The following is an 18,751-nucleotide window of genomic DNA, read 5'->3' as shown; positions in this document are numbered from 1 at the left end:
CGACACCGAGACTTCATCTGCGCGTGGTGGGAGGCAACCCCTCCGCACGCGTACGTTCCCACCCATGCCCTCCCTCCTGAAGAACCGTCTGACGAAACGCGCCCTGCGCCCCGCCCTCACCCTGGTCGACCGCCGCATCCGGGTGCGGACGGAGCGTGCCGCCGAACCGCTGCGGAGCGAGCTCGCCGCACTGCGGCGGGACACCGAGGAGTTGCGGCGGGGTCAGTACGCGCTGGGGCTGCTGCTCGACGGTACGGGGAGGGGCGCGCACCGGATCCCGCCCGCCCGGGAGATCGACCAACTGGTACGGCAGATCGGCGCGTTGAACGGGGACGAGGCGACGGCCCGGCGCAGTGTCGTCACCGCCTACCGGACCGTGGTGGCGCTGGAGTCGCTCGGCGTGGGGCGGCTGGCGGGATCCACGTCCAATGTGTGCGGCAGGCTGGCGACGGTGCCGCTGCTCGCTCCGCCGAACGGCGCCCTTCTCGAAATCGGCACGCTGTACGGGCTGTTCGCGGCGGCACTGACCCGGATGGTGCACCGGGCGGGCATCCAGCCGGACCTGACCATCGTCGACCCGCTGGCCGGCTCGCAGCTCCAGCCGGGCACGTCCCAGCCTGCCGACCCGACGGGGACGCCCGTGCGCGAGGACGTCGTACGGGCCAACCTGGCGCTGACCGGGGCCGGTTCGACGTATCACCCCCGTATCCGGCAGGGATTCTCCTCCGATCCGGAGGTGCGTGCCGAGGTCGCCGACCGGGAGTACGGGGTGATCGTCGTGGACGGTGACCACTCCATGGAGGGGGTGGCCGCCGACCTGGAGTGGGTCGAGGAGATCGTCGCCCCGGGCGGCGTCGTGGTGCTGGACGACTACGGCGACGCGTCGTGGCCGGGTGTCCAGGAGGCCCTGGACAAGCACCTGGCGGGCGGCTCCTCGCGGCTGCGGCTGCTGGGGCGGGTCTCGACGTCGGCGTACCTGCGGGCGGGGTGATACCCCTCTTCACGCCCGTCCCGTCACGCCCCTCCCCCCGTACCGCACCTCGATCCCCGCGATGATCAGCCGCAGGCCGTCCTCGAACCGTTCGTCGTAGTGGGCGAAGATCTCCTCGCCGGCCGCGGCGGCCAGCGGGTAGCGGGCCATGCGTTCCGCGCGTGCACCGATGTCGAAGCCCTCGCGCTGCTGGTCCGGCATCGGGCGGACGCCCTGCTCCTCGCTGACGAAGCCCATCGTGTAGGAGTACGCGGTGGTGCCCGCCCGGACGGCCTGCCACAGCTCGAAGCCCGCGTCGACCATGGTCCGCAGATGGCGTTCGAGCCCGTCGGCGTGGTCGGTGCCGGTGAACCTCGCGCCCCCGTAGACCTTGGCCCCGTCGCGGTAGCGCAGCAGCGCGGCGCGCAGCCCGCTGTTGTACGCGACGAGCTGGTCCTGCCAGCTGTCCGGGGTCGGGCCCGGCAGGCCCTCGTCGAGCATCCGGCGGTACATCACCGTGGCCATCTCGTCGAGCAGCGCCTGCTTGTCCTTGAAGTGCCAGTAGAGCGCGGGCGCCTTGACGTCCAGCTCCTTCGCGATGGCGCGCAGGCTGAGCCCGTCCAGGCCCACCTCGTTCAGCAGCCGCAGTGCCGTGTCGGCCACTCGGGACCGGTCGATCTTCGTCGTACCCACCGTGCCAAGTTAACAGCCCGCCCTTGACAGCTTTACAGCGTTAAGGACACACTGCGACGCATGGAACTTAACAGCGTTAAGGAAACGGTCACGGAGACCTCGGTCCTCATCGTCGGCGCGGGTCCCTGCGGCCTCGCCCTGGCCTGTGACCTGGCCCGGCGCGGCGTCCCCGCGCTCCTCGTCGAGCAGGCGCCCGCCCTCTTCCCCGGCTCGCGCGGCAAGGGCATCCAGCCCCGCACCCGGGAGGTCCTCGACGACCTCGGGGTCGGCGACGCCGTCCGCGAGCACGGGGGCCCCGCGCCGGTCGGGATGGTCTGGCAGGACGGTGAGCGGATGGGCGAGCACCACATGTTCCGGGTCGCGGCGCCGACGGACGCGGAGCCGTACGGGGAGCCGTGGCTGATGCCGCAGTGGCGCACCCAGGAGATCCTGCTGGCCCGGCTGCGCGAACTGGGCGGCGACGTGGTGTTCTCGGCCGCGCTGACCGGGCTCGCCCAGGACGCGGACGGGGTCACCGCGCAGCTGTCCACCGGCCCGGTCCGCGCCTCCTACCTGGTCGCGGCGGACGGCGGACGCTCCACCGTGCGGCGGGCCCTGTCCGTCGCGATGACCGGGGAGACGGTGGACCCGGCACCGATGCTGGTGGCCGATGTCCGGGTCGCCGAGGACGCGCTCGACCGGCTCAACTGGCACATGATGCGCACCGACGCGGGGTTCCTCACGCTGTGCCCGCTGCCCGGCACCCGGGACTTCCAGCTGGTCGCGCAGTTCAAGGAGGGTGAGCCGGACACCTCCCCGGACGGGGTGCGCGCGGTGGTCGCCGCACGCACGCACCTGGACGCGCAGGACATCACGGAGATCCTCTGGTCCTCCGACTTCCGGCCGCGTGCCGCGCTCGCCGACCGGTTCCGCGACGGACGGGTCTTCCTGGCCGGGGACGCCGCCCACGTCCACTCCCCCGCGGGCGGCCAGGGGCTCAACACCAGCGTGCAGGACGCGTACAACCTGGGCTGGAAGCTCGGCCAGGTGCTGGGTCACGGGGCGCCCGCCGCCCTGCTCGACAGCTACGAGGAGGAGCGCCGCCCGATCGCCGCCGAGATGCTCGGCCTGTCCACCCGGATCCACCGCGGTGAGCAGGAGCGGGGCGCGGCCGCCCAGCAGCTGGGCCTCGGCTACCGCGCGGGGCCGCTGTCGGTGGGGAGCGCGGGCGCGCTGGTGGCCGGCGACCGGGCGCCGGACGGGCCCGCGGGCGGCGGGCGCCGTCTCTTCGACGTCTTCCGCGGCCCGCACTTCACGCTGCTGGCGGTCGGCACCGACGCGGACCTGCCGGAGTTCGCCGGTTCACAGGTCAGGGCGTTGCGCATCGACCACTACGAGGCGTACGGCAAGGGGCTGTTCCTGGTCCGGCCGGACGGCTACGTCGGCTGGGCGGGCGAGGACACGGCCGGGCTCGCGGAGTACGCCGCACCGCTGGGCCTTGACCTCAAGCGCGGTTGAGTTCCTAAGGTCGCCGGCATGGACTACTCACATGACGACGCTGGACTCGCCCGCCAGCCCATCGGTTACTGGAGCTGGGCCGCGCACAAGGCGACCGTGACCCGCATCCGTGGCGCGCTCGCCGACCACGGACTGACCCAGCCCCCGTGGTGGGTGCTCAACCAGCTCGTCGACGCCGACGAGGAGGGCCGGCCGCGCGCCGACGTGGTCACCCTGCTCAGCGGCTACCTCGACACCGGGGCCGGTCTGGAACCGGAGATCGACACCCTGGTCGAACGGGGTCTGGTCACCCAGGACCCCCGGGCCCGGCTGCGGCTGACGCCTGAGGGCCACGCCCTGCGCACCCGTGCCGCCGAGAGCGTCACGACCGCCCGCGCGGAGATCCACGACGGCATCCCCGACGAGGAGTTCGTCGCCGCCCTCAAGGTGCTCCAGCGCATGATCCACAACGTCGGTGGCACGGCCTGGCACGAGTAGGCAGCCCGGCCGCCCCGGTCAGACGCTGCTGAACGAAAGCTTCGCCGCGAAGCCGAGGAACAACAGGCCGGCAGCCGAAGTGGCCCCCGCCGACAGCCGCTTGCGGCGGCGGAACGCGGCGGACAGCCGGGTGCCGCCGAATATCAGCATCGACAGGTACAGGAAGCTGGCGATCTGGAGCAGGGTGCCCAGCACCAGGAAGGACAGCGCCGGGTAGGCGTACCCGGGGTCGACGAACTGGACGAAGAAGGAGATCAGGAACAGGATCGCCTTCGGGTTGAACAGGCTGACCACCAGCGCCCGCCGGTAGGGCCGCTCCATGGTGGCCGGAGCCCCGGTCCCCTCCGCTCCCTCGCCCGTGATCGCGGCCACCCGGCGATGCCGCTCGCGCCACATCGACACCGCGGTCCGCAGCATCCCGATCGCCATCCAGGTCAGATAGCCCGCACCGGCGTACTTCACCACGGCGAAGAGCACGGGCGTCGTCTGCAGCAGGGACGAGGCCCCGAGCGCGGACAGCGTCATCAGGACGGTGTCCCCGGTCCACACCCCGGCGGCGGCCACGTATCCGGTCCGTACCCCGCGCCGGGCGGCGACGGACAGTACGTACAGCGAATTCGGCCCCGGCAGCAGAACGATGAGCACGAGGCCGGCGAGATAGGTCGGAAGGTCGGTGACACCCAGCATGAAACGGAGTGTCGCACGGGGGTACGACACTCCGGAGGAGGGGGCTCCGCTACGGGGAAGGCGCCCTCAGTCCTCGTCGCCGTCGAGCAGCCGGTCCACCGAGAGCTCCATCTCCACGCCGACCTCGTCGGGAACAGCGAACGATGTCCCGCGCTTGTGGTGCGCCTTGTTCTTGTACTCGCCGCCCCGCGGGTCGCTGCAGAGCAGCACCTGGTCGTGCTTGCGGTCGGCGACGACGTAGACCGGGATGCCCGCCTGGGCGTAGTCCTCGACCTTGGGGCCGAGGTCGTCGGCCCAGTTGGTCGAGGTCACCTCGACGACCATGCGGAAGACGTGGGGGGCGTAGCAGTTCTTCATGACATGCGCGTCTCTGATATCTGCCTCGACGACCGACAGATCAGGGATCGCATGGTCCTCCGGACCGGTGGGAAGCCACAGACCGACCCCTTGGACGAGTCTGAGCCCTGTCTTGCGTGCCCGAGGGCCGAATTCCTCGCTGAGCCAGGACAGTGCCAGCGCATGCGATACGTCGGCCGGCGGTGTCACAGTGAGCCTCCCCTGGAGAATCTCCACGCGATGCCCAGGCAGCGAGCGAGCGAGCTGGTCAGCTGCCTCGCCGAGCGTCAGCTCCGGCTGTTCCTGCACGTGCACCTGCTCCTCGTGCTGTATGACGGCCACGGCATCCTCCTTTCGGGGACCACTGTTCACGAGCTTATCCAGGACCGCGGACTAACGGCGAGAGCTCACCCCACGAGTGGCCTACCTGCGACGACACCTCAGAACGCGTCCGCCGGCACGTACGTCCCCCACACCTCCCGCAGCGCGTTGCACACCTCGCCCACCGTGGCGCGGGCCCGCAGCGCGTCCTTCATCGGGTAGAGCACGTTGTCCGTGCCCTCGGCCGCCTTGCGCAGTGCCGCCAGGGCCGCGTCCACCGCCCCCTGGTCGCGTGCGGCGCGGAGCTTCGCCAGCCGGGCCGCCTGCTGGGCCTCGATCGCCGGGTCGACGCGGAGCGGCTCGTACGGCTCCTCCTCGTCGAGCCGGAAGCGGTTGACGCCGACGACGACCCGCTCGGCGCTGTCCGTCTCCAGGGCGACGCGGTAGGCGCTGCGCTCGATCTCGTTCTTCTGGAAGCCCTGCTCGATCGCGCTGACGGCGCCGCCCATGTCCTCGATCCTGAGCATCAGCTCCACGGCCGCGGCCTCGACGTCGTCGGTCATCCTCTCGACGACGTAACTGCCCGCGAACGGGTCGACGGTGGCCGTCACGTCCGTCTCGTACGCGAGGACCTGTTGCGTACGCAGGGCCAGGCGGGCGGACTTGTCGGTGGGGAGCGCGATCGCCTCGTCGAAGGAGTTGGTGTGCAGGGACTGCGTGCCGCCCAGGACCGCGGCCAGGCCCTGCACCGCGACGCGCACCAAGTTGACCTCGGGCTGTTGGGCGGTGAGCTGCACACCGGCGGTCTGGGTGTGGAAGCGCAGCATCAGCGACTTGGGGTTCTTGGCGCCGAACTCCTCCTTCATCACCTTCGCCCAGATCCGCCGGGCGGCCCGGAACTTGGCGACCTCCTCCAGGATCGTCGTACGCGCGACGAAGAAGAAGGAGAGCCGCGGGGCGAAGTCGTCGACGTCCATGCCCGCGGCGACCGCGGTACGGACGTACTCGATGCCGTCCGCGAGCGTGAAGGCGATCTCCTGCGCGGGCGAGGCCCCGGCCTCCGCCATGTGGTAGCCGGAGATCGAGATGGTGTTCCACTTCGGGATCTCGGCCCGGCAGTACTTGAAGATGTCGGCGATCAGCCGCAGGGAGGGCTTGGGCGGGAAGATGTACGTGCCCCGGGCGATGTACTCCTTGAGCACGTCGTTCTGGATGGTGCCCGTGAGCTGCCGCGCCGGGACACCCTGCTCCTCGCCCACCAGCTGGTACATCAGCAGGAGCAGCGCGGCGGGGGCGTTGATCGTCATGGACGTGGACACCTTGTCCAGCGGGATCCCGCCGAACAGCACGCGCATGTCGTCGATCGAGTCGATCGCCACCCCGACCTTGCCGACCTCGCCGGACGCGATCTCCGCGTCGGAGTCGTGGCCCATCTGGGTGGGCAGGTCGAAGGCGACGGAGAGGCCCGTCGTGCCGTTGGCGATGAGCTGCTTGTAGCGGGCGTTGGACTCGGTGGCCGTACCGAAGCCGGCGTACTGGCGCATCGTCCACGGACGTCCGGTGTACATCGACGGGTACACGCCGCGCGTGAAGGGGTAGGCGCCCGGCTCACCCAGCTTTTCGGCGGGGTCCCATCCGTCGAGCGTGTCCGGCCCGTAGACCGGCTCGATCGGCAGTCCCGATTCCGACTCGCGCGTCATCTGCTGTGCCTCCCGCTGAAGCTACTCACTGGTACCCGTGGCTTTCGCGACGGACTGTAGCGGCGGGCCCCGAAGCGTTGGAGGGGGCCGGGCTGGGACCTTGCTCACAGCCCCGATGCCTGACATCCTCCGGTCCTCGATGCCGCTTTCCCCATCATGCGCAGGATTCGGCAACCGGGCAGAGCGGGAATCCGTCCCATGAGATACCGCAGATTCAGGGGGCCGAGATGATACGCAGCAGCAGGACCGGGCGCGGCCACGCGCACGGAGGAGGCCGGGGGGCGGGCGCGGCGTCCGCCGTCGCCGTACTGGCACTGGTCGCCGTGACCGCCGGATGCAAGGCGGAGGCCGCCGGCAGCGCGCCGGCCGCTCCGTCGCCGGCGAGCAGCTCACCCACCGAGGACGCCAAGCCCGGCACGGACAGGCCGGAGTCGGCGACGCCGTCCACGAGCGCGAAGCCGAGTTCGAAGCCGAAGGCCACGCCGAAGGCCACCCCGAAAGCCACGCCGTCGGCCGATCCGCAGGCCGAGGTGCTCATGGCGACGGGCTCGCAGGGCAAGCAGGTCCGCGAGCTCCAGGCCCGGCTGCGTCAGATCGGCCACTTCGACCGCAGCCCCACGGGCTACTACGGCTCCGTCACGGTCACCGCCGTGCAGTCGTTCCAGGGCAAGCGCGGACTGTCCCGCACGGGGAAGACGGACACCGTCACCTGGCAGAAGCTGCTCGGCATGACGCACGCGCCGACGGCCGCGGAGCTGAACCCGCCGACCACCAGGCCGGCCGCGAAGCCGGACAAGCGCTGTCTGACGGGCCGGGTGATCTGCATCAGCAAGAACAGCCGGTCGCTGTCCTGGATGATCGACGGCAAGGTCGTCTCGTCGATGGACGTGCGGTTCGGCTCGCAGTACACGCCGACCCGCGAAGGCACCTTCTCCGTCTACTGGAAGTCCCGGCACCACGTGTCGTCGATCTACCACACGGCCATGCCGTACGCGATGTTCTTCAGCGGCGGCCAGGCGGTGCACTACTCATCGGACTTCGCGGCCCGCGGCTACAACGGCGCCTCGCACGGCTGCGTCAACGTCCGCGACGAGGGGAAGATCGCCTCACTGTTCGCCCAGGTCCGCAACGGCGACAAGGTCGTCGTCTACAAGTGAGGCCAGGAGCGGGGCGAGGGATGAGGGGCGCGGGCGGGACCGGGGGAACGTGTCCCGCCCGCGCCATTGCGCCGAGCCGTAGGTACGGGGGGAACCCCGGCTCCGGGCGCTGCCGATGACCAGTCGGCTCACTTGTTACTGCGCCCACCGGCCGGAAAACGTCACACCCGGTGGTGGCGGGGCGGGCGCCGAGCGGGCTCAGCGCGCCGCGAGCGAGGGCGACGGGGAGCGCGAGGAGCCGGAGGCAGTGGACTCGGCGGTGGCCGAGGGCTCCGGGGACACCGTGGAGAACCCGATCGACGGCAGGGTGCCCGAGCCGCCGGACGAGCCGTCGCTTCCGGCCGGTTCGTCGTCGCCTCTGTCGCCCTGGCCCGCACCGTCGTCGTTCTTCCCGTCGGCCTGGTCGAGCATCCGGTCGCAGAACCGGTCGAGGTTGCGGGCCCCCTTGGCCAGCGCTTCGAGGCGGCGTCTGCGCTCGTCGTCGAGCTTGCCGTCGCGGTAGTCGCGGCAGGCCTTCAGGGTCTTCGCGTACCAGGACGCCTCGTCGCCGCTGTCGCCGGAGGTCCCGTCACCGTCCTGGCCGCCCGGGCTCGACGTCGTGCCGGTGCCGGCGGACTGGTGGTCCCCGGCTCCGCCGGACCGGCTGTCGCCGCCGCCGTCCCTCTCACGGGTCGGTGCGGGGGCGCGGTCGCTGCCGTCGGGGCGGCCGCTCGCGGGCCCGCCGGTCCGGGTCGTGTCCGGTGGCGCGGATTCCTCGCCCGGGGATCCGGGCGGCGGCGACGTCCCGTCGTCGGTGGTGAGGTCGGAGCCCAGTTCCCTGGGGGACGCCGCGGCCGACACCGAGGTGGCCGGTGTCGGCGCGTGCCGGCTGAAGGGGCCGGGCAGCACCCCGGTCCCGGCGGCCACGGCCACCCCGCCGATCGCACAGCACGCGAGGGAGGCGACCAGACCGAAACGGATCGGCCGGCTCCAGCGCATGGGACGGGGGCCACGGAATCCCGCGGCCCCCGACGCCGTACCGGAACCGGCCGGGCGTATGTGTACGGGGGCGAGCATGCCGGACTCGGCGGAGTCGTCCGCGCCCACGGCCCGGGCCGCGGGTGCGCCGACAGCGGCGGTACGGGCGGTGGTGCGGCGGACGGCGCGGAAGGCGGCCAGGGCCGCGGCCTCGCCGGGCAGCTCTCCGGCGGCGGGGCGGGCGGTGCGGGCCACGGCGTCCAGGGCCGCTGCGAGCCTCTCGGCCTCGTTCCGGGGCGGGCCGTCGGAAGGGTCGACCGGTTCGCGGCGGAGCATCTTCTCCGCCGCTTCCTTGTCAAGCCATTCGTGCTGCTCGTCGGCCATCACATGTCCTTCTGCGTCCACAGACGCGAATGCGTCACACCGGCGGGCGCCACCAGGCCGGTGCGGGAGGGGCGCTGCGCGGGGACGGCACCGAGTTCCACCGTCCGGCCCGCCCCGTTGTTCTGCGGGGACTGCGCCGGGTTCGTGTCACCGCCCGGCCCCCTGGGCGCGCCCACTCCGCCGGCTGCTCCGTCGCCGCGCGGACGGCTTCCTTCCGCAGGACCGGCCGCCGGCAGACCGCCTTCGCCGCGCGGGCGGGTTCCTTCCACAGGACCGGCCACCGGCAGACCGCCTTCGCCGCCCGGCTTCCCCGCGCCGTCCGCGCGGTCCGCCTCGTCCGCCCGCAGCAGCTCGGCGAGCCGCTTCAGCCCGCGATGCGCGGCGGTGCGGACCGCGCCGGGCCGCTTGCCCAGCGTCTGCGCCGCGCTCTTGGCGTCGAGACCGACCACCACACGCAGCACCACGGCCTCGGCCTGGTCCTGCGGCAGCTGGGCGATGAGCGACATGGTGCGGCCGGTGGCCAGCGCCTCGATCGCCTCGTCGGCCGTGTCGGACCCGGCCGGCTTCCCCGACAGCTCCGTCTCGTCGCCGCCGACGGCGGGCCGCCTGCCGCGCATCCGCAGATGGTCCAGGGCCCTGTTGCGCGCTATCCGAGCCGCCCAGCCCCGGAAGCGGTCGGCGTCACCGCTGAAGCGGTCGAGGTCCCTGGCTATCTGCAGCCACGCCTCGGACGCCACGTCCTCGGCGTCCGGATCCCCCACGAGCGTCCGTATGTAGCCCAGCAGCCGCGGCTGCACAGCGCGGTACACAGTACGGAAGGCGTCCTCGTCCCCGTCCTGCGCCGCGAGCACCGCGGCAGTAAGCCCCGCGTCGTCCCCCAGCACTCCCTCAACCTGCCCTGCTGTCCCGAATCGCAGCTGGTCACCACTGCCGCGTCACCCTGCGCGACTCAGCACGCTACGTCCTCGGCGGGCGTCACGTCCATGACTTGTACAACCCGCAACATTCACCGGACACCGTGCGGTGTGACAGAAAACGCAGTCGCGGCGCTGAGATGAGTACGGGGTCGTCCTGCGGCCCCGCGGAAGACGACCGGGGCCTCTCCTGTGGGGGGTGGCGGCCCCGGTCGTCGTTCCATTCACCCGCTCCGACGCGGGTCGTGGCGCCGGCGTACGGGGCGCCGCCGGCTCAGCCCCGCACCCGGGCCCGTCGCGAGGCCGCCGCCCTCAGTACCCGCTGGCCCTCGGTCGAGACGTCCATCACCTGGCGCAGCCCGGCTCCCGTGGGGGCGCCGTCCCCGATCTCCGCGAGCATCTCCAGGATCCGGACCTGCCGGGCTGCCTCCCCCGACAGCAGCGGTCCCGCCCCGTCCGGATCGCCGGCCCGGCAGCGCGCCACCAGCTCCGTGGCGTCGGCGCGGGCGGCGTCGTGCCCGCGGTGGAGGTCCAGGGCCAGCACCGAGCAGGCGTCCGCCCAGGTACGCAGTGCCTCGCCCGCCCGCTCCGCGGGGGCCTCGCCGAGGAGTTTCGCGATGCGCTGGACGCTCTCCGGCGGATCGGGCAGGGCGTCCAGCGCCGTGCGCGCCTCGGCCAGCCGGTCCGGCCAGTCCCGCGGGTCGGCGCAGCCCGCCCAGAGCGGTCGCAGCGGATCCGGGTCGGCCGCCCCGTCCGGCTGCGGCAGGCACCGGTCGAGGCAGGCGGTCCCGCTCGCGGCGAGCCCTCGGGCGTCAGCGGCGGCGATCAGTTCGAGCAGGCTCATCGGCGTCTCCCGTCGGCCTCCCCGTACCCGGCTCGGACGCACGGGGACGTAGCGCGTCGTCTTATCGCGTACAGCGCCGAATGGCCGAAAAGCGTCACTCCAGCCGTCTGAATACCGCCGCTCGGTGTCAGCCGGTCTGCTCCGCCGCCGGCATCGGGGCGACGGGAGCGGCCCGCTGCGCCACCCGTTCGCCCTGCATCGCGGTCAACCGGCGCACGAACAGGATCGCGAGCACGGCCGCGGCGATGTCGAGCACATCAGCCGCGATGACCAGGCCGAACGCGTCCAGAACCTCGTCGACCTCCTCGGCGGCGGTGTAGCGGCGCTCGGACCATACGACGAACAGCCGCGAGCCGATGAGCCCCGCCCACCAGGCGTTCAGCAGCGCCCGCGAGGCAAACGGCCGGCCGGCCGGGGTACTCGCCGTCCAGATGCCGCTCGCGACGCGGTAGGGCAGGAAGAAGTTGACGAAGGGGACGAACCAGGCGCCGATCGCCCAGCCCGGCCTCATCGGCTGGGCGTGGGCGTCGAACACCTCCGCGTTGAGCCGTACGCGGCGGAACCAGACGAGGAACACGACGGCCGTCGCCAGAAAGGTGAGCATCTGGGGGGAGCCGGAGAACCGGTACAGCATCTCGGCCCGGTCCATGGCCGCCTCGTCGTACCTCAGGAAGTCGTCGGCGCTCCCCTCGGCGAACACCTGACGCGCGTTGATGCCGGCGGCGATCGACACCACGTCCGCCGCCGCCACCGCGCCGAGCAGCACGCACACCGCCGTGCCGATCCCTGCCGGGGAGCGCAGGGAACTCAGTGGCGCCGGCCCCGCCGGTGAGGGCATCAGCCCGCCCGCCCGTGAGCGGCGGGTGGCGGCGCACACCGTGCACCGCCCGTCGGCCGTGGTGGCGGGTCTCGTACCGCAGAGTGAGCAGAGCATGAAAGTGGAACCCCCAGGATTCGGACGTCTGCGCATGGAGCGCGCGTCCCTCCCCGGACCACGCGGCAAGCGGAACGTAGCCCCCGTGCGCCGCGCTGTCCACGGATTCCGGCCGGTCCGGCCCTCAGCCCTGGTCGATCTCCTTCGCCAGCGCCTTGAACCCGTCCCAGCTCAGCTGCGGTTTGCCCGGGTCCCACAGTTTCTGGGAGGTCGCCCGCAGCGGCATCCGGATGCCCTCGGCCACCTGCGCCGCGGTCTGGGCGTTCGGGAAGTCGCCCCAGACCGCGAACCGGCCGCCGAGGATCTGGTCCGAGTACTTCGCCGGGACGGGGCTCGTGCCGCGCAGCACGAGAGGCGTCCACTGTTCGTAGATGCGCTTGCCCGTGGGGTAGACGAACGCGTTGGGCTGGCCGAGCACGTAATAGAGGAACTCGTCGTTGAGGTTCAGCATCTTGAACCCCTCACGCAGGTACTGCTCCGGCGGCCGGGCGCCGTACTCCTTGCCCGTCCAGTACTCGATCTCGATGTCCTTGTCGGCCCGGACGGTGCTGTCGCGGAAGAGGCCGTCGTTCCACGCCTTGGGCTTCATGCCGTGCGGCCGGACCACCGCCGCTCGGTCGTTGAGCCAGCCGGTGGCGAGGTCCTCGATGCCGGCCTGTGCCCCGTACTTCTTCACGGCCGCACGCTGGAGCTGCGGATACGAGGCGGCGGGACTGCTCACCATGAGCGCCTGGTACTCGTCGGCACCCAGATGCCAGTAGGCACCGCCGAACAGTTCGGTGTACTCGCCGAGGAGCTCGTCGACGAGCTTCGCCGCGCCCGGCTTCGAGATGTCGAGCGATCCCTTCGACGGCACGCCCGAGACGTTGAGCAGCTGGAGGTCGGGGTGGGCGCGCAGGACCGCGCCGAGGTGGCCCGGGGAGTCGATCTCGGGGACGACCTCGATGTGCAGCCGGCCGGCGAGGGCGACGATGCGCCGTACCTCGGCCTTGGTCAGGTGCTCGGGCGACACCACCTCGGGGTGGGTGTCGGACTCGATGCGGAAGGCCTGGTCGTCGGAGAAGTGCAGGCCGAGCTGGTTGAGCTTGAGGTCGGCCATCTCGCGCAGCCGGTCCTCGATCCAGCCGGCGCTGTAGTGCTTGCGCGCGATGTCCAGGTTGAGGCCGCGCTGCGGGCGGTCGGGGCGGTCGCGCACCTCGCCCTCGGGCATGGTGCCGTCGGCGCGCACGGACTGCTTGAGGGTGCGGGTCCCGTAGAAGACGCCCGCCTGGGCCCGGCCGCTGATCGTGACGCGTCCGTCGTGGGTCCGCAGGGTGTACGACTCGGGCCCGCCGCCGTCCTTCGCGTTCAGGGCCAGTTCCACGTCACCCGCACGGGCCGGGACCTCGCCCCGGTAGCGGATCCCCAGTTCCCCGGCGAGCAGCCTCCCTTCGTCGGCGAGCCCCTTGTCGCCCTGGCCGATCACCACGCCGCTGCTCTTCCCGGGCCGCCAGCCGGGGCCGCGGGCCGGGGTGTGCTCCCGTACGGCGGGAATGGTGCGGGGTGTCTTCGAGAGCGGGTAGCTCCGGGTCGGGGACGGCGTGGGGGACGCGGACGGTGACGAGGACGAGGGGGACGTCTCGGAGCCGTTGCGGTGTTCGGTGCCGGAGCTGTCGCAGGCGGCGACGGTGACGGCCGCCGCGGCCACCGCCGTCACGGCCATGAGGGCGCCGCGTGAGGGTGCCATCGGTCAGGAACCTCCGGTTTCGGGGGGAAGGAGAGCAGAAGGGAGAGAAAACAGGGCTGATGGGGGAGACAGCCGGGCATTCTCCTCGCCCATTCGTCCCTCAGACATCGTGAAACTCTCCCGTCCGGGTGAAATTCGCGCATCCGTCGGACGGCCGTTGCCCAGCGTCGCTAGCTTTGAGGCACATTCGTCTCTCCCTTCACCCTGCATCCACCTGGTCTCTCCGGTCCCTCCCCACTCCAGGTTCACAGATGCCGTTGATTCCAGGAGTCCACGCTGTCCAGGTCCAGCGAGTCCCACGCCGGCCTCCCCGCGCAGCCGCCCCCGTCCGCCCGGCGGACCGCCGTGCCCGTGCAGAGCTGCGGATCCGCGCCCGGACCGGCCCCGTCCGGCCCCAGCGGCCTGGCGGGGTTCAACGCCGCATCCGCCGCCCGGGCGGAGGCCGCGCTGCTGGAGTGTTTCGGCAGCCGCCGCTGGGCCAAGCGGCTGGCGGACCACCGCCCCTACCCGGACCTGGACGCGCTGCTCGCCGCCGCCGACGAGGCCTGTTACGACCTCTCCCCCGCCGATCGCGCCGAGGCGCTGGCGGCCGAGGTCGCCCCCGGACTGCACCCGGACGCGCCGGGCTCCGCCCATCTCGCGCTGGCCGCGGCGCACGCCGCGTACGAGTGCAGGTTCGGCCATGTGTTCGTGATCTGCCTGGACGGTTTCCGGCCCGCCGAGCACCCCGATCAGGTGCTGGCCGGCATCCGGGCCCGGCTGGGGCACGACCCCGAGCAGGAGCGGGTGGTGGCGGCTGACGAGATGCGGCGACTCGCCCGGGGCCGCATCATCGAGCTGGTATCGAGTCAGTAACGGGTTGGCGGCGGGCCGCAAGGGGCGGATTCCCCGTCACAGGCGGGCAAACAGGCCAGTTGGCGCCTGTCCATAGCCCGTCCGTGCCTGATTCGTTGCCACTTTGATCACACCAGCGGACCCCGCGCGATCGAACCGACAAACCGTCGCTACGATGGCCGGGGCCGGTGGACCGTACCCGGCCGGGTCAGACCGACAGTCAAGCCGGCCGACCCCAATCCCCGCTCCCGGAGGGTTCTTCCGTGCCGGCTGGAACGCTGTACCGCGGCCGGGAAGGCATGTGGTCCTGGGTGGCTCATCGAGTCACCGGTGTCCTCATTTTCTTCTTCCTGTTCGTACATGTCCTGGACACCGCTCTCGTCCGCGTCTCCCCCGAGGCATACGACGACGTCGTGTCCACGTACAAGACGCCGATCGTCGCGCTCCTCGAATACGGCCTGGTGGCCGCGATTCTCTTCCACGCGCTGAACGGTCTGCGCATCGTCGCCGTGGACTTCTGGGCCAAGGGCCCGCGCGTTCAGAAGCAGATGCTCTGGGCCGTGCTGGGTATCTGGATCGTGCTGATGGTCGGGGCCCTGTACCCCGTCCTCGGCCACGCCGTACGCGAAGTATTCGGGAGCTGAGGCCAATGTCCACCGAGACTTCCGCGATCGGCGACGTCGAGGGCTCCGCCCTCTACGACGTCGACAACCCCGCGCCCGTGATCGAGCCGCCCCGCAAGCGGACCGGCAAGACCCCCAAGGGCTCGCGCACCAACTTCGAGATGTACGCCTGGCTCTTCATGCGCCTGTCGGGCATCGTGCTGGTCGTCCTCGTCATCGGCCACCTGCTGATCCAGCTGGTGCTGGACGGCGGCGTCTCCAAGATCGGCTTCGCCTTCGTGGCGGGCCGCTGGGCCTCGCCGTTCTGGCAGATGTGGGACCTGGCGATGCTGTGGCTCGCCATGCTGCACGGCGCCAACGGTCTCCGTACGGTCATCAACGACTACGCCGAACGGGACAACACCCGTTTCTGGCTGAAGATGCTGCTGTACACCGCCACGGTGTTCACCGTCCTGCTGGGCACGCTGGTGATCTTCACCTTCGACCCGAACATCCGCTAGGCGCCGGGCCCGAAGGACCAGAGGTAAACCATGCAGATCCACAAGTACGACACCGTCATCGTCGGCGCCGGCGGCGCCGGCATGCGCGCGGCCATCGAGTCGACCAAGCGCAGCCGCACCGCCGTGCTGACCAAGCTCTACCCCACCCGCTCCCACACGGGCGCGGCGCAGGGCGGCATGGCCGCCGCGCTCGCCAACGTGGAGGAGGACAACTGGGAGTGGCACACCTTCGACACGATCAAGGGCGGCGACTACCTGGTCGACCAGGACGCCGCCGAGATCCTGGCGAAGGAGGCCATCGACGCCGTTCTCGACCTGGAGAAGATGGGCCTGCCGTTCGGCCGTACGCCCGAGGGCAAGATCGACCAGCGCCGGTTCGGCGGTCACTCCCGCAACCACGGTGAGGCCCCGGTCCGCCGCGCCTGCTACTCGGGCGACCGCACCGGCCACATGATCCTCCAGACGCTGTACCAGAACTGCGTCAAGGAGGGCGTGGAGTTCTTCAACGAGTTCTACGTCCTGGACCAGCTGGTGGTCGAGGAGGACGGCGTCAAGAAGTCCGCCGGCGTCGTCGCCTACGAGCTGGCCACCGGCGAGATCCACGTCTTCCAGGCGAAGTCGGTCATCTACGCCTCGGGCGGCACCGGCAAGTTCTTCAAGGTGACGTCGAACGCGCACACCCTGACCGGTGATGGCCAGGCCGCCTGCTACCGCCGGGGTCTGCCGCTGGAGGACATGGAGTTCTTCCAGTTCCACCCGACGGGCATCTGGCGCATGGGCATCCTGCTGACGGAGGGCGCCCGCGGTGAGGGCGGCATCCTCCGCAACAAGGACGGCGAGCGCTTCATGGAGAAGTACGCGCCCGTCATGAAGGACCTCGCGTCCCGTGACGTCGTGTCCCGCTCCATCTACACGGAGATCCGTGAGGGCCGCGGCTGCGGTCCGGCCGGCGACCACGTCTACCTGGACCTGACGCACCTCCCGCCGGAGCAGCTGGACGCCAAGCTCCCGGACATCACGGAGTTCGCGCGTACGTACCTCGGCATCGAGCCCTACACGGACCCGATCCCGATCCAGCCGACCGCGCACTACGCCATGGGCGGCATCCCGACCAACGTCGAGGGCGAGGTGCTGGCCGACAACACCACCGTCGTCCCGGGCCTGTACGCCGCCGGCGAGGTCGCCTGTGTCTCCGTGCACGGCGCCAACCGCCTGGGCACCAACTCGCTGCTCGACATCAACGTCTTCGGACGCCGGTCGGGCATCGCCGCCGCCGAGTACTCCGCGAACAACGACTTCCTCGAGCTTCCCGAGAACCCGGCGCAGATGGTCATCGACCAGGTCGAGCGGCTGCGCAACTCCACGGGCACCGAGCGCGTCTCGGCGATCCGCCTGGAGCTGCAGGAGTGCATGGACGCCAACGTGATGGTGTTCCGCACCGAGCAGACGATCAAGACCGCGGTCGACAAGATCGCCGAGCTGCGCAAGCGCTACCTCGACGTGTCGATCCAGGACAAGGGCAAGCGGTTCAACACCGACCTGCTGGAGGCCATCGAGCTGGGCAACCTGCTCGACCTCGCCGAGGTCATGGCCACCTCGGCGCTGGCGCGCAAGGAGTCCCGCGGCGGTCACTACCGCGAGGACTACCCGACCCGCGACGACGTCAACTTCATGCGCCACACCATGGCGTACCGCGAGGTCGCCGACGACGGCACCGAGTCGATCCGGCTGGACTACAAGCCGGTCGTCCAGACCCGCTACCAGCCGATGGAGCGTAAGTACTGATGGCTACCCCCACCTTGGAAAAGGCCGACAAGGCTCCCGAGCCCGAGGCCGGTTTCGCCGACTCGCCGTACATCATGGCGACCTTCCGGATCCGCCGGTTCAACCCCGAGGTCTCCGACGAGGCCCAGTGGCAGGACTTCCAGATCGAGATCGACCCGAAGGAGCGTGTCCTCGACGCCCTTCACAAGATCAAGTGGGAGACCGACGGCACGCTGACGTTCCGCCGCTCGTGCGCGCACGGCATCTGCGGTTCCGACGCGATGCGGATCAACGGCAAGAACCGGCTGGCCTGCAAGACGCTGATCAAGGACCTGAGCCCGGAGAAGCCGATCACGATCGAGGCCATCAAGGGCCTCACGGTCCTCAAGGACCTCGTGGTCGACATGGACCCGTTCTTCCAGGCCTACCGCGACGTCATGCCCTTCCTCATCACCAAGGGGAACGAGCCGACCCGCGAGCGTCTGCAGTCCCCCGAGGACCGCGAGCGCTTCGACGACACCACCAAGTGCATCCTGTGCGCCGCGTGCACGTCCTCGTGCCCGGTGTTCTGGAACGACGGCCAGTACTTCGGCCCGGCGGCGATCGTCAACGCGCACCGCTTCATCTTCGACTCGCGTGACGAGGGCGGCGAGCAGCGCCTGGAGATCCTCAACGACCGTGACGGTGTGTGGCGTTGCCGCACCACCTTCAACTGCACGGACGCCTGCCCGCGTGGCATCGAGGTCACGAAGGCGATCCAGGAGGTCAAGCGCGCGCTGATCACGCGTCGCTTCTGACCCGCCTGTCACGGCAAGAGGCCCCGTCCCCCGCAGGAACACTGCGGGGGACGGGGCCTCTTGCCGTACGAGGGCGGTTCAGTCCCAGCCCGCCCCGCCCTTGTGCTCCGCGACCACCATGATGCGTCGCAGCATGTCGTTGAGCAGGACACGTTCGTCCTTCGCCAGGACGCCCAGCAGCCGTTCCTCCTCATGGCCGAGGAACTCCATCGCACCGGTCCAGGTCGAGCGTCCCTCCTCGGTCAGCTCCACGTCGACGCGGCGCCGGTCGGTGGTGGAGGGCCTGCGGCGGACGAACCCGCGGCGCTCCAGCGCGTCCAGCCGGCCGGTGACGGAGGCGGGCGCGAGGTCGAGGTCGGCGGCGAGCTCCGAAGGGGCCGCCTTGCCGCCGCGGCCGGCCAGTTTGTGCAGGGTGTCGAACTCCTGCCGGTCCAGGTCGAAGTCGACCAGGGACTGCTCCCGCACCCGGCGCAGATGCACCCCGAGCTTCTTCATCCGGGTCACCGCGCCCTCGACATCGGGGTCGAGTTCGGGAAGTACCGGCTTCCACCGCTCCACGTGGCCGTCGGTCCAGTCGCGTTGCTGCATGGGCCACAGCCTACGCCGGGCACCTACATCCTTCGGAACCGTATATTT

General features: G+C 71.0%; 19 protein-coding genes. 9 read left to right on the top strand and 10 right to left on the bottom strand.

Translation table 11 applies throughout. From position 1 onward, the window contains the following. Positions 1-64: 64 nt before the first annotated feature. Entirely contained in the window at positions 65-991 is a 927-nt protein-coding gene (locus OG446_RS23785; protein ID WP_328895927.1) for a class I SAM-dependent methyltransferase, read from the top strand. Positions 992-1,000: 9 nt separating this feature from the next. Here the strand turns inward: OG446_RS23785 and OG446_RS23780 are convergent, their stop codons facing one another. Then, positions 1,001-1,663 (bottom strand): TetR/AcrR family transcriptional regulator C-terminal domain-containing protein, encoded by a 663-nt coding sequence (locus tag OG446_RS23780; RefSeq protein WP_328895926.1) that lies wholly within the window; start codon positions 1,661-1,663, stop codon positions 1,001-1,003. Positions 1,664-1,723: 60 nt separating this feature from the next. Between OG446_RS23780 and OG446_RS23775 the strand changes: the two genes are divergently transcribed. After that, positions 1,724-3,160, top strand: a complete 1,437-nt coding sequence (locus OG446_RS23775; RefSeq protein WP_328895925.1) for an FAD-dependent monooxygenase — start codon at positions 1,724-1,726, stop codon at positions 3,158-3,160. A gap of 18 nt (positions 3,161-3,178) precedes the next feature. Next, positions 3,179-3,637: a MarR family winged helix-turn-helix transcriptional regulator gene (locus OG446_RS23770; RefSeq protein ID WP_328895924.1), complete on the top strand. Its 459-nt coding sequence runs from the start codon at positions 3,179-3,181 to the stop codon at positions 3,635-3,637. Positions 3,638-3,655: 18 nt separating this feature from the next. On the opposite strand, the gene leuE is transcribed toward OG446_RS23770, so the two are convergent. From leuE to OG446_RS23755, 3 genes are all read right to left on the bottom strand, one after another. Next, positions 3,656-4,324 (bottom strand): leucine efflux protein LeuE, encoded by a 669-nt coding sequence (leuE, locus tag OG446_RS23765; RefSeq protein ID WP_328895923.1) that lies wholly within the window; start codon positions 4,322-4,324, stop codon positions 3,656-3,658. Positions 4,325-4,390: 66 nt separating this feature from the next. Then, positions 4,391-5,002, bottom strand: coding sequence for a Uma2 family endonuclease (locus OG446_RS23760; RefSeq protein ID WP_328895922.1), 612 nt, complete (start codon positions 5,000-5,002; stop codon positions 4,391-4,393). Between the two features lie 98 nt (positions 5,003-5,100). Next, positions 5,101-6,681 carry an acyl-CoA mutase large subunit family protein gene (locus tag OG446_RS23755; RefSeq protein WP_328895921.1) on the bottom strand — a complete coding sequence of 527 codons (1,581 nt, stop codon included), beginning with the start codon at positions 6,679-6,681 and terminating at the stop codon, positions 5,101-5,103. Positions 6,682-6,908: 227 nt separating this feature from the next. On the opposite strand from OG446_RS23755, the gene OG446_RS23750 reads away from it, so the two are divergent. Next, on the top strand, positions 6,909-7,838 hold the full coding sequence (locus OG446_RS23750) for a L,D-transpeptidase family protein (RefSeq protein WP_328895920.1): 930 nt from the start codon (positions 6,909-6,911) through the stop codon (positions 7,836-7,838). 198 nt (positions 7,839-8,036) lie between these two features. Here OG446_RS23750 and OG446_RS23745 read toward each other — a convergent pair whose 3' ends face one another. The 5 genes from OG446_RS23745 to OG446_RS23725 all read right to left on the bottom strand — a co-directional run bounded on the left by OG446_RS23745 (position 8,037) and on the right by OG446_RS23725 (position 13,597). Continuing rightward, positions 8,037-9,179: a hypothetical protein gene (locus OG446_RS23745; RefSeq protein ID WP_328895919.1), complete on the bottom strand. Its 1,143-nt coding sequence runs from the start codon at positions 9,177-9,179 to the stop codon at positions 8,037-8,039. Next, positions 9,179-10,063, bottom strand: coding sequence for an RNA polymerase sigma factor (locus OG446_RS23740; RefSeq protein ID WP_328895918.1), 885 nt, complete (start codon positions 10,061-10,063; stop codon positions 9,179-9,181). The genes OG446_RS23745 and OG446_RS23740 overlap by 1 nt, the downstream gene beginning before the upstream one ends. 304 nt (positions 10,064-10,367) lie before the next feature. Further along, the gene (locus OG446_RS23735) at positions 10,368-10,937 is read right to left on the bottom strand and encodes a hypothetical protein (RefSeq protein ID WP_328895917.1); all 570 of its coding nucleotides are present in this window, start codon (positions 10,935-10,937) and stop codon (positions 10,368-10,370) included. Between the two features lie 127 nt (positions 10,938-11,064). Then, a complete protein-coding gene (locus OG446_RS23730) occupies positions 11,065-11,871 on the bottom strand; it encodes a DUF4328 domain-containing protein (RefSeq protein ID WP_328895916.1) in 807 nt (268 codons plus the stop codon). Positions 11,872-11,995: 124 nt separating this feature from the next. After that, positions 11,996-13,597, bottom strand: a complete 1,602-nt coding sequence (locus tag OG446_RS23725) for a beta-N-acetylhexosaminidase (RefSeq protein ID WP_328895915.1) — start codon at positions 13,595-13,597, stop codon at positions 11,996-11,998. A gap of 345 nt (positions 13,598-13,942) precedes the next feature. On the opposite strand from OG446_RS23725, the gene OG446_RS23720 reads away from it, so the two are divergent. From OG446_RS23720 to OG446_RS23700, 5 genes are all read left to right on the top strand, one after another. Beyond that, positions 13,943-14,452, top strand: coding sequence for a 2-oxo-4-hydroxy-4-carboxy-5-ureidoimidazoline decarboxylase (locus OG446_RS23720; RefSeq protein ID WP_328895914.1), 510 nt, complete (start codon positions 13,943-13,945; stop codon positions 14,450-14,452). A 242-nt stretch (positions 14,453-14,694) separates the two neighbouring features. After that, positions 14,695-15,075: a succinate dehydrogenase, cytochrome b556 subunit gene (sdhC, locus tag OG446_RS23715; RefSeq protein WP_026249405.1), complete on the top strand. Its 381-nt coding sequence runs from the start codon at positions 14,695-14,697 to the stop codon at positions 15,073-15,075. Between the two features lie 5 nt (positions 15,076-15,080). Then, positions 15,081-15,554 carry a succinate dehydrogenase hydrophobic membrane anchor subunit gene (locus OG446_RS23710; protein ID WP_328895913.1) on the top strand — a complete coding sequence of 158 codons (474 nt, stop codon included), beginning with the start codon at positions 15,081-15,083 and terminating at the stop codon, positions 15,552-15,554. Positions 15,555-15,584: 30 nt separating this feature from the next. Continuing rightward, on the top strand, positions 15,585-17,339 hold the full coding sequence (sdhA, locus tag OG446_RS23705; RefSeq protein WP_328895912.1) for a succinate dehydrogenase flavoprotein subunit: 1,755 nt from the start codon (positions 15,585-15,587) through the stop codon (positions 17,337-17,339). Continuing rightward, the gene (locus OG446_RS23700) at positions 17,339-18,115 is read left to right on the top strand and encodes a succinate dehydrogenase iron-sulfur subunit (protein WP_328895911.1); all 777 of its coding nucleotides are present in this window, start codon (positions 17,339-17,341) and stop codon (positions 18,113-18,115) included. Before sdhA ends, OG446_RS23700 begins: the two co-directional genes overlap by 1 nt. 78 nt (positions 18,116-18,193) lie before the next feature. Here OG446_RS23700 and OG446_RS23695 read toward each other — a convergent pair whose 3' ends face one another. Next, positions 18,194-18,703, bottom strand: coding sequence for a MarR family winged helix-turn-helix transcriptional regulator (locus OG446_RS23695; RefSeq protein ID WP_328895910.1), 510 nt, complete (start codon positions 18,701-18,703; stop codon positions 18,194-18,196). Between the last annotated feature and the right edge of the window lie 48 nt (positions 18,704-18,751).

It is taken from the genome of Streptomyces sp. NBC_00236 (assembly GCF_036195045.1).
Lineage (GTDB): Bacteria > Actinomycetota > Actinomycetes > Streptomycetales > Streptomycetaceae > Streptomyces.
Note: the sequence above shows the minus strand (reverse complement) of the source record. Positions and strands in the feature narration are given on the sequence as shown.

Excerpts from the sequence above, each read along its gene's own strand:
- leuE (WP_328895923.1), bottom strand. The coding sequence starts at position 4,324 with ATGCTGGGTGTCACCGACCTTCCGACCTATCTCGCCGGCCTCGTGCTC.
- OG446_RS23695 (WP_328895910.1), bottom strand. The coding sequence starts at position 18,703 with ATGCAGCAACGCGACTGGACCGACGGCCACGTGGAGCGGTGGAAGCCG.
- OG446_RS23725 (WP_328895915.1), bottom strand. The coding sequence starts at position 13,597 with ATGGCACCCTCACGCGGCGCCCTCATGGCCGTGACGGCGGTGGCCGCG.
- OG446_RS23785 (WP_328895927.1), top strand. The coding sequence starts at position 65 with ATGCCCTCCCTCCTGAAGAACCGTCTGACGAAACGCGCCCTGCGCCCC.
- OG446_RS23755 (WP_328895921.1), bottom strand. The coding sequence starts at position 6,681 with ATGACGCGCGAGTCGGAATCGGGACTGCCGATCGAGCCGGTCTACGGG.
- OG446_RS23750 (WP_328895920.1), top strand. The coding sequence starts at position 6,909 with ATGATACGCAGCAGCAGGACCGGGCGCGGCCACGCGCACGGAGGAGGC.
- OG446_RS23710 (WP_328895913.1), top strand. The coding sequence starts at position 15,081 with ATGTCCACCGAGACTTCCGCGATCGGCGACGTCGAGGGCTCCGCCCTC.
- sdhA (WP_328895912.1), top strand. The coding sequence starts at position 15,585 with ATGCAGATCCACAAGTACGACACCGTCATCGTCGGCGCCGGCGGCGCC.
- OG446_RS23770 (WP_328895924.1), top strand. The coding sequence starts at position 3,179 with ATGGACTACTCACATGACGACGCTGGACTCGCCCGCCAGCCCATCGGT.
- OG446_RS23730 (WP_328895916.1), bottom strand. The coding sequence starts at position 11,871 with ATGCTCTGCTCACTCTGCGGTACGAGACCCGCCACCACGGCCGACGGG.
- OG446_RS23700 (WP_328895911.1), top strand. The coding sequence starts at position 17,339 with ATGGCTACCCCCACCTTGGAAAAGGCCGACAAGGCTCCCGAGCCCGAG.
- OG446_RS23745 (WP_328895919.1), bottom strand. The coding sequence starts at position 9,179 with ATGGCCGACGAGCAGCACGAATGGCTTGACAAGGAAGCGGCGGAGAAG.
- OG446_RS23775 (WP_328895925.1), top strand. The coding sequence starts at position 1,724 with ATGGAACTTAACAGCGTTAAGGAAACGGTCACGGAGACCTCGGTCCTC.
- OG446_RS23735 (WP_328895917.1), bottom strand. The coding sequence starts at position 10,937 with ATGAGCCTGCTCGAACTGATCGCCGCCGCTGACGCCCGAGGGCTCGCC.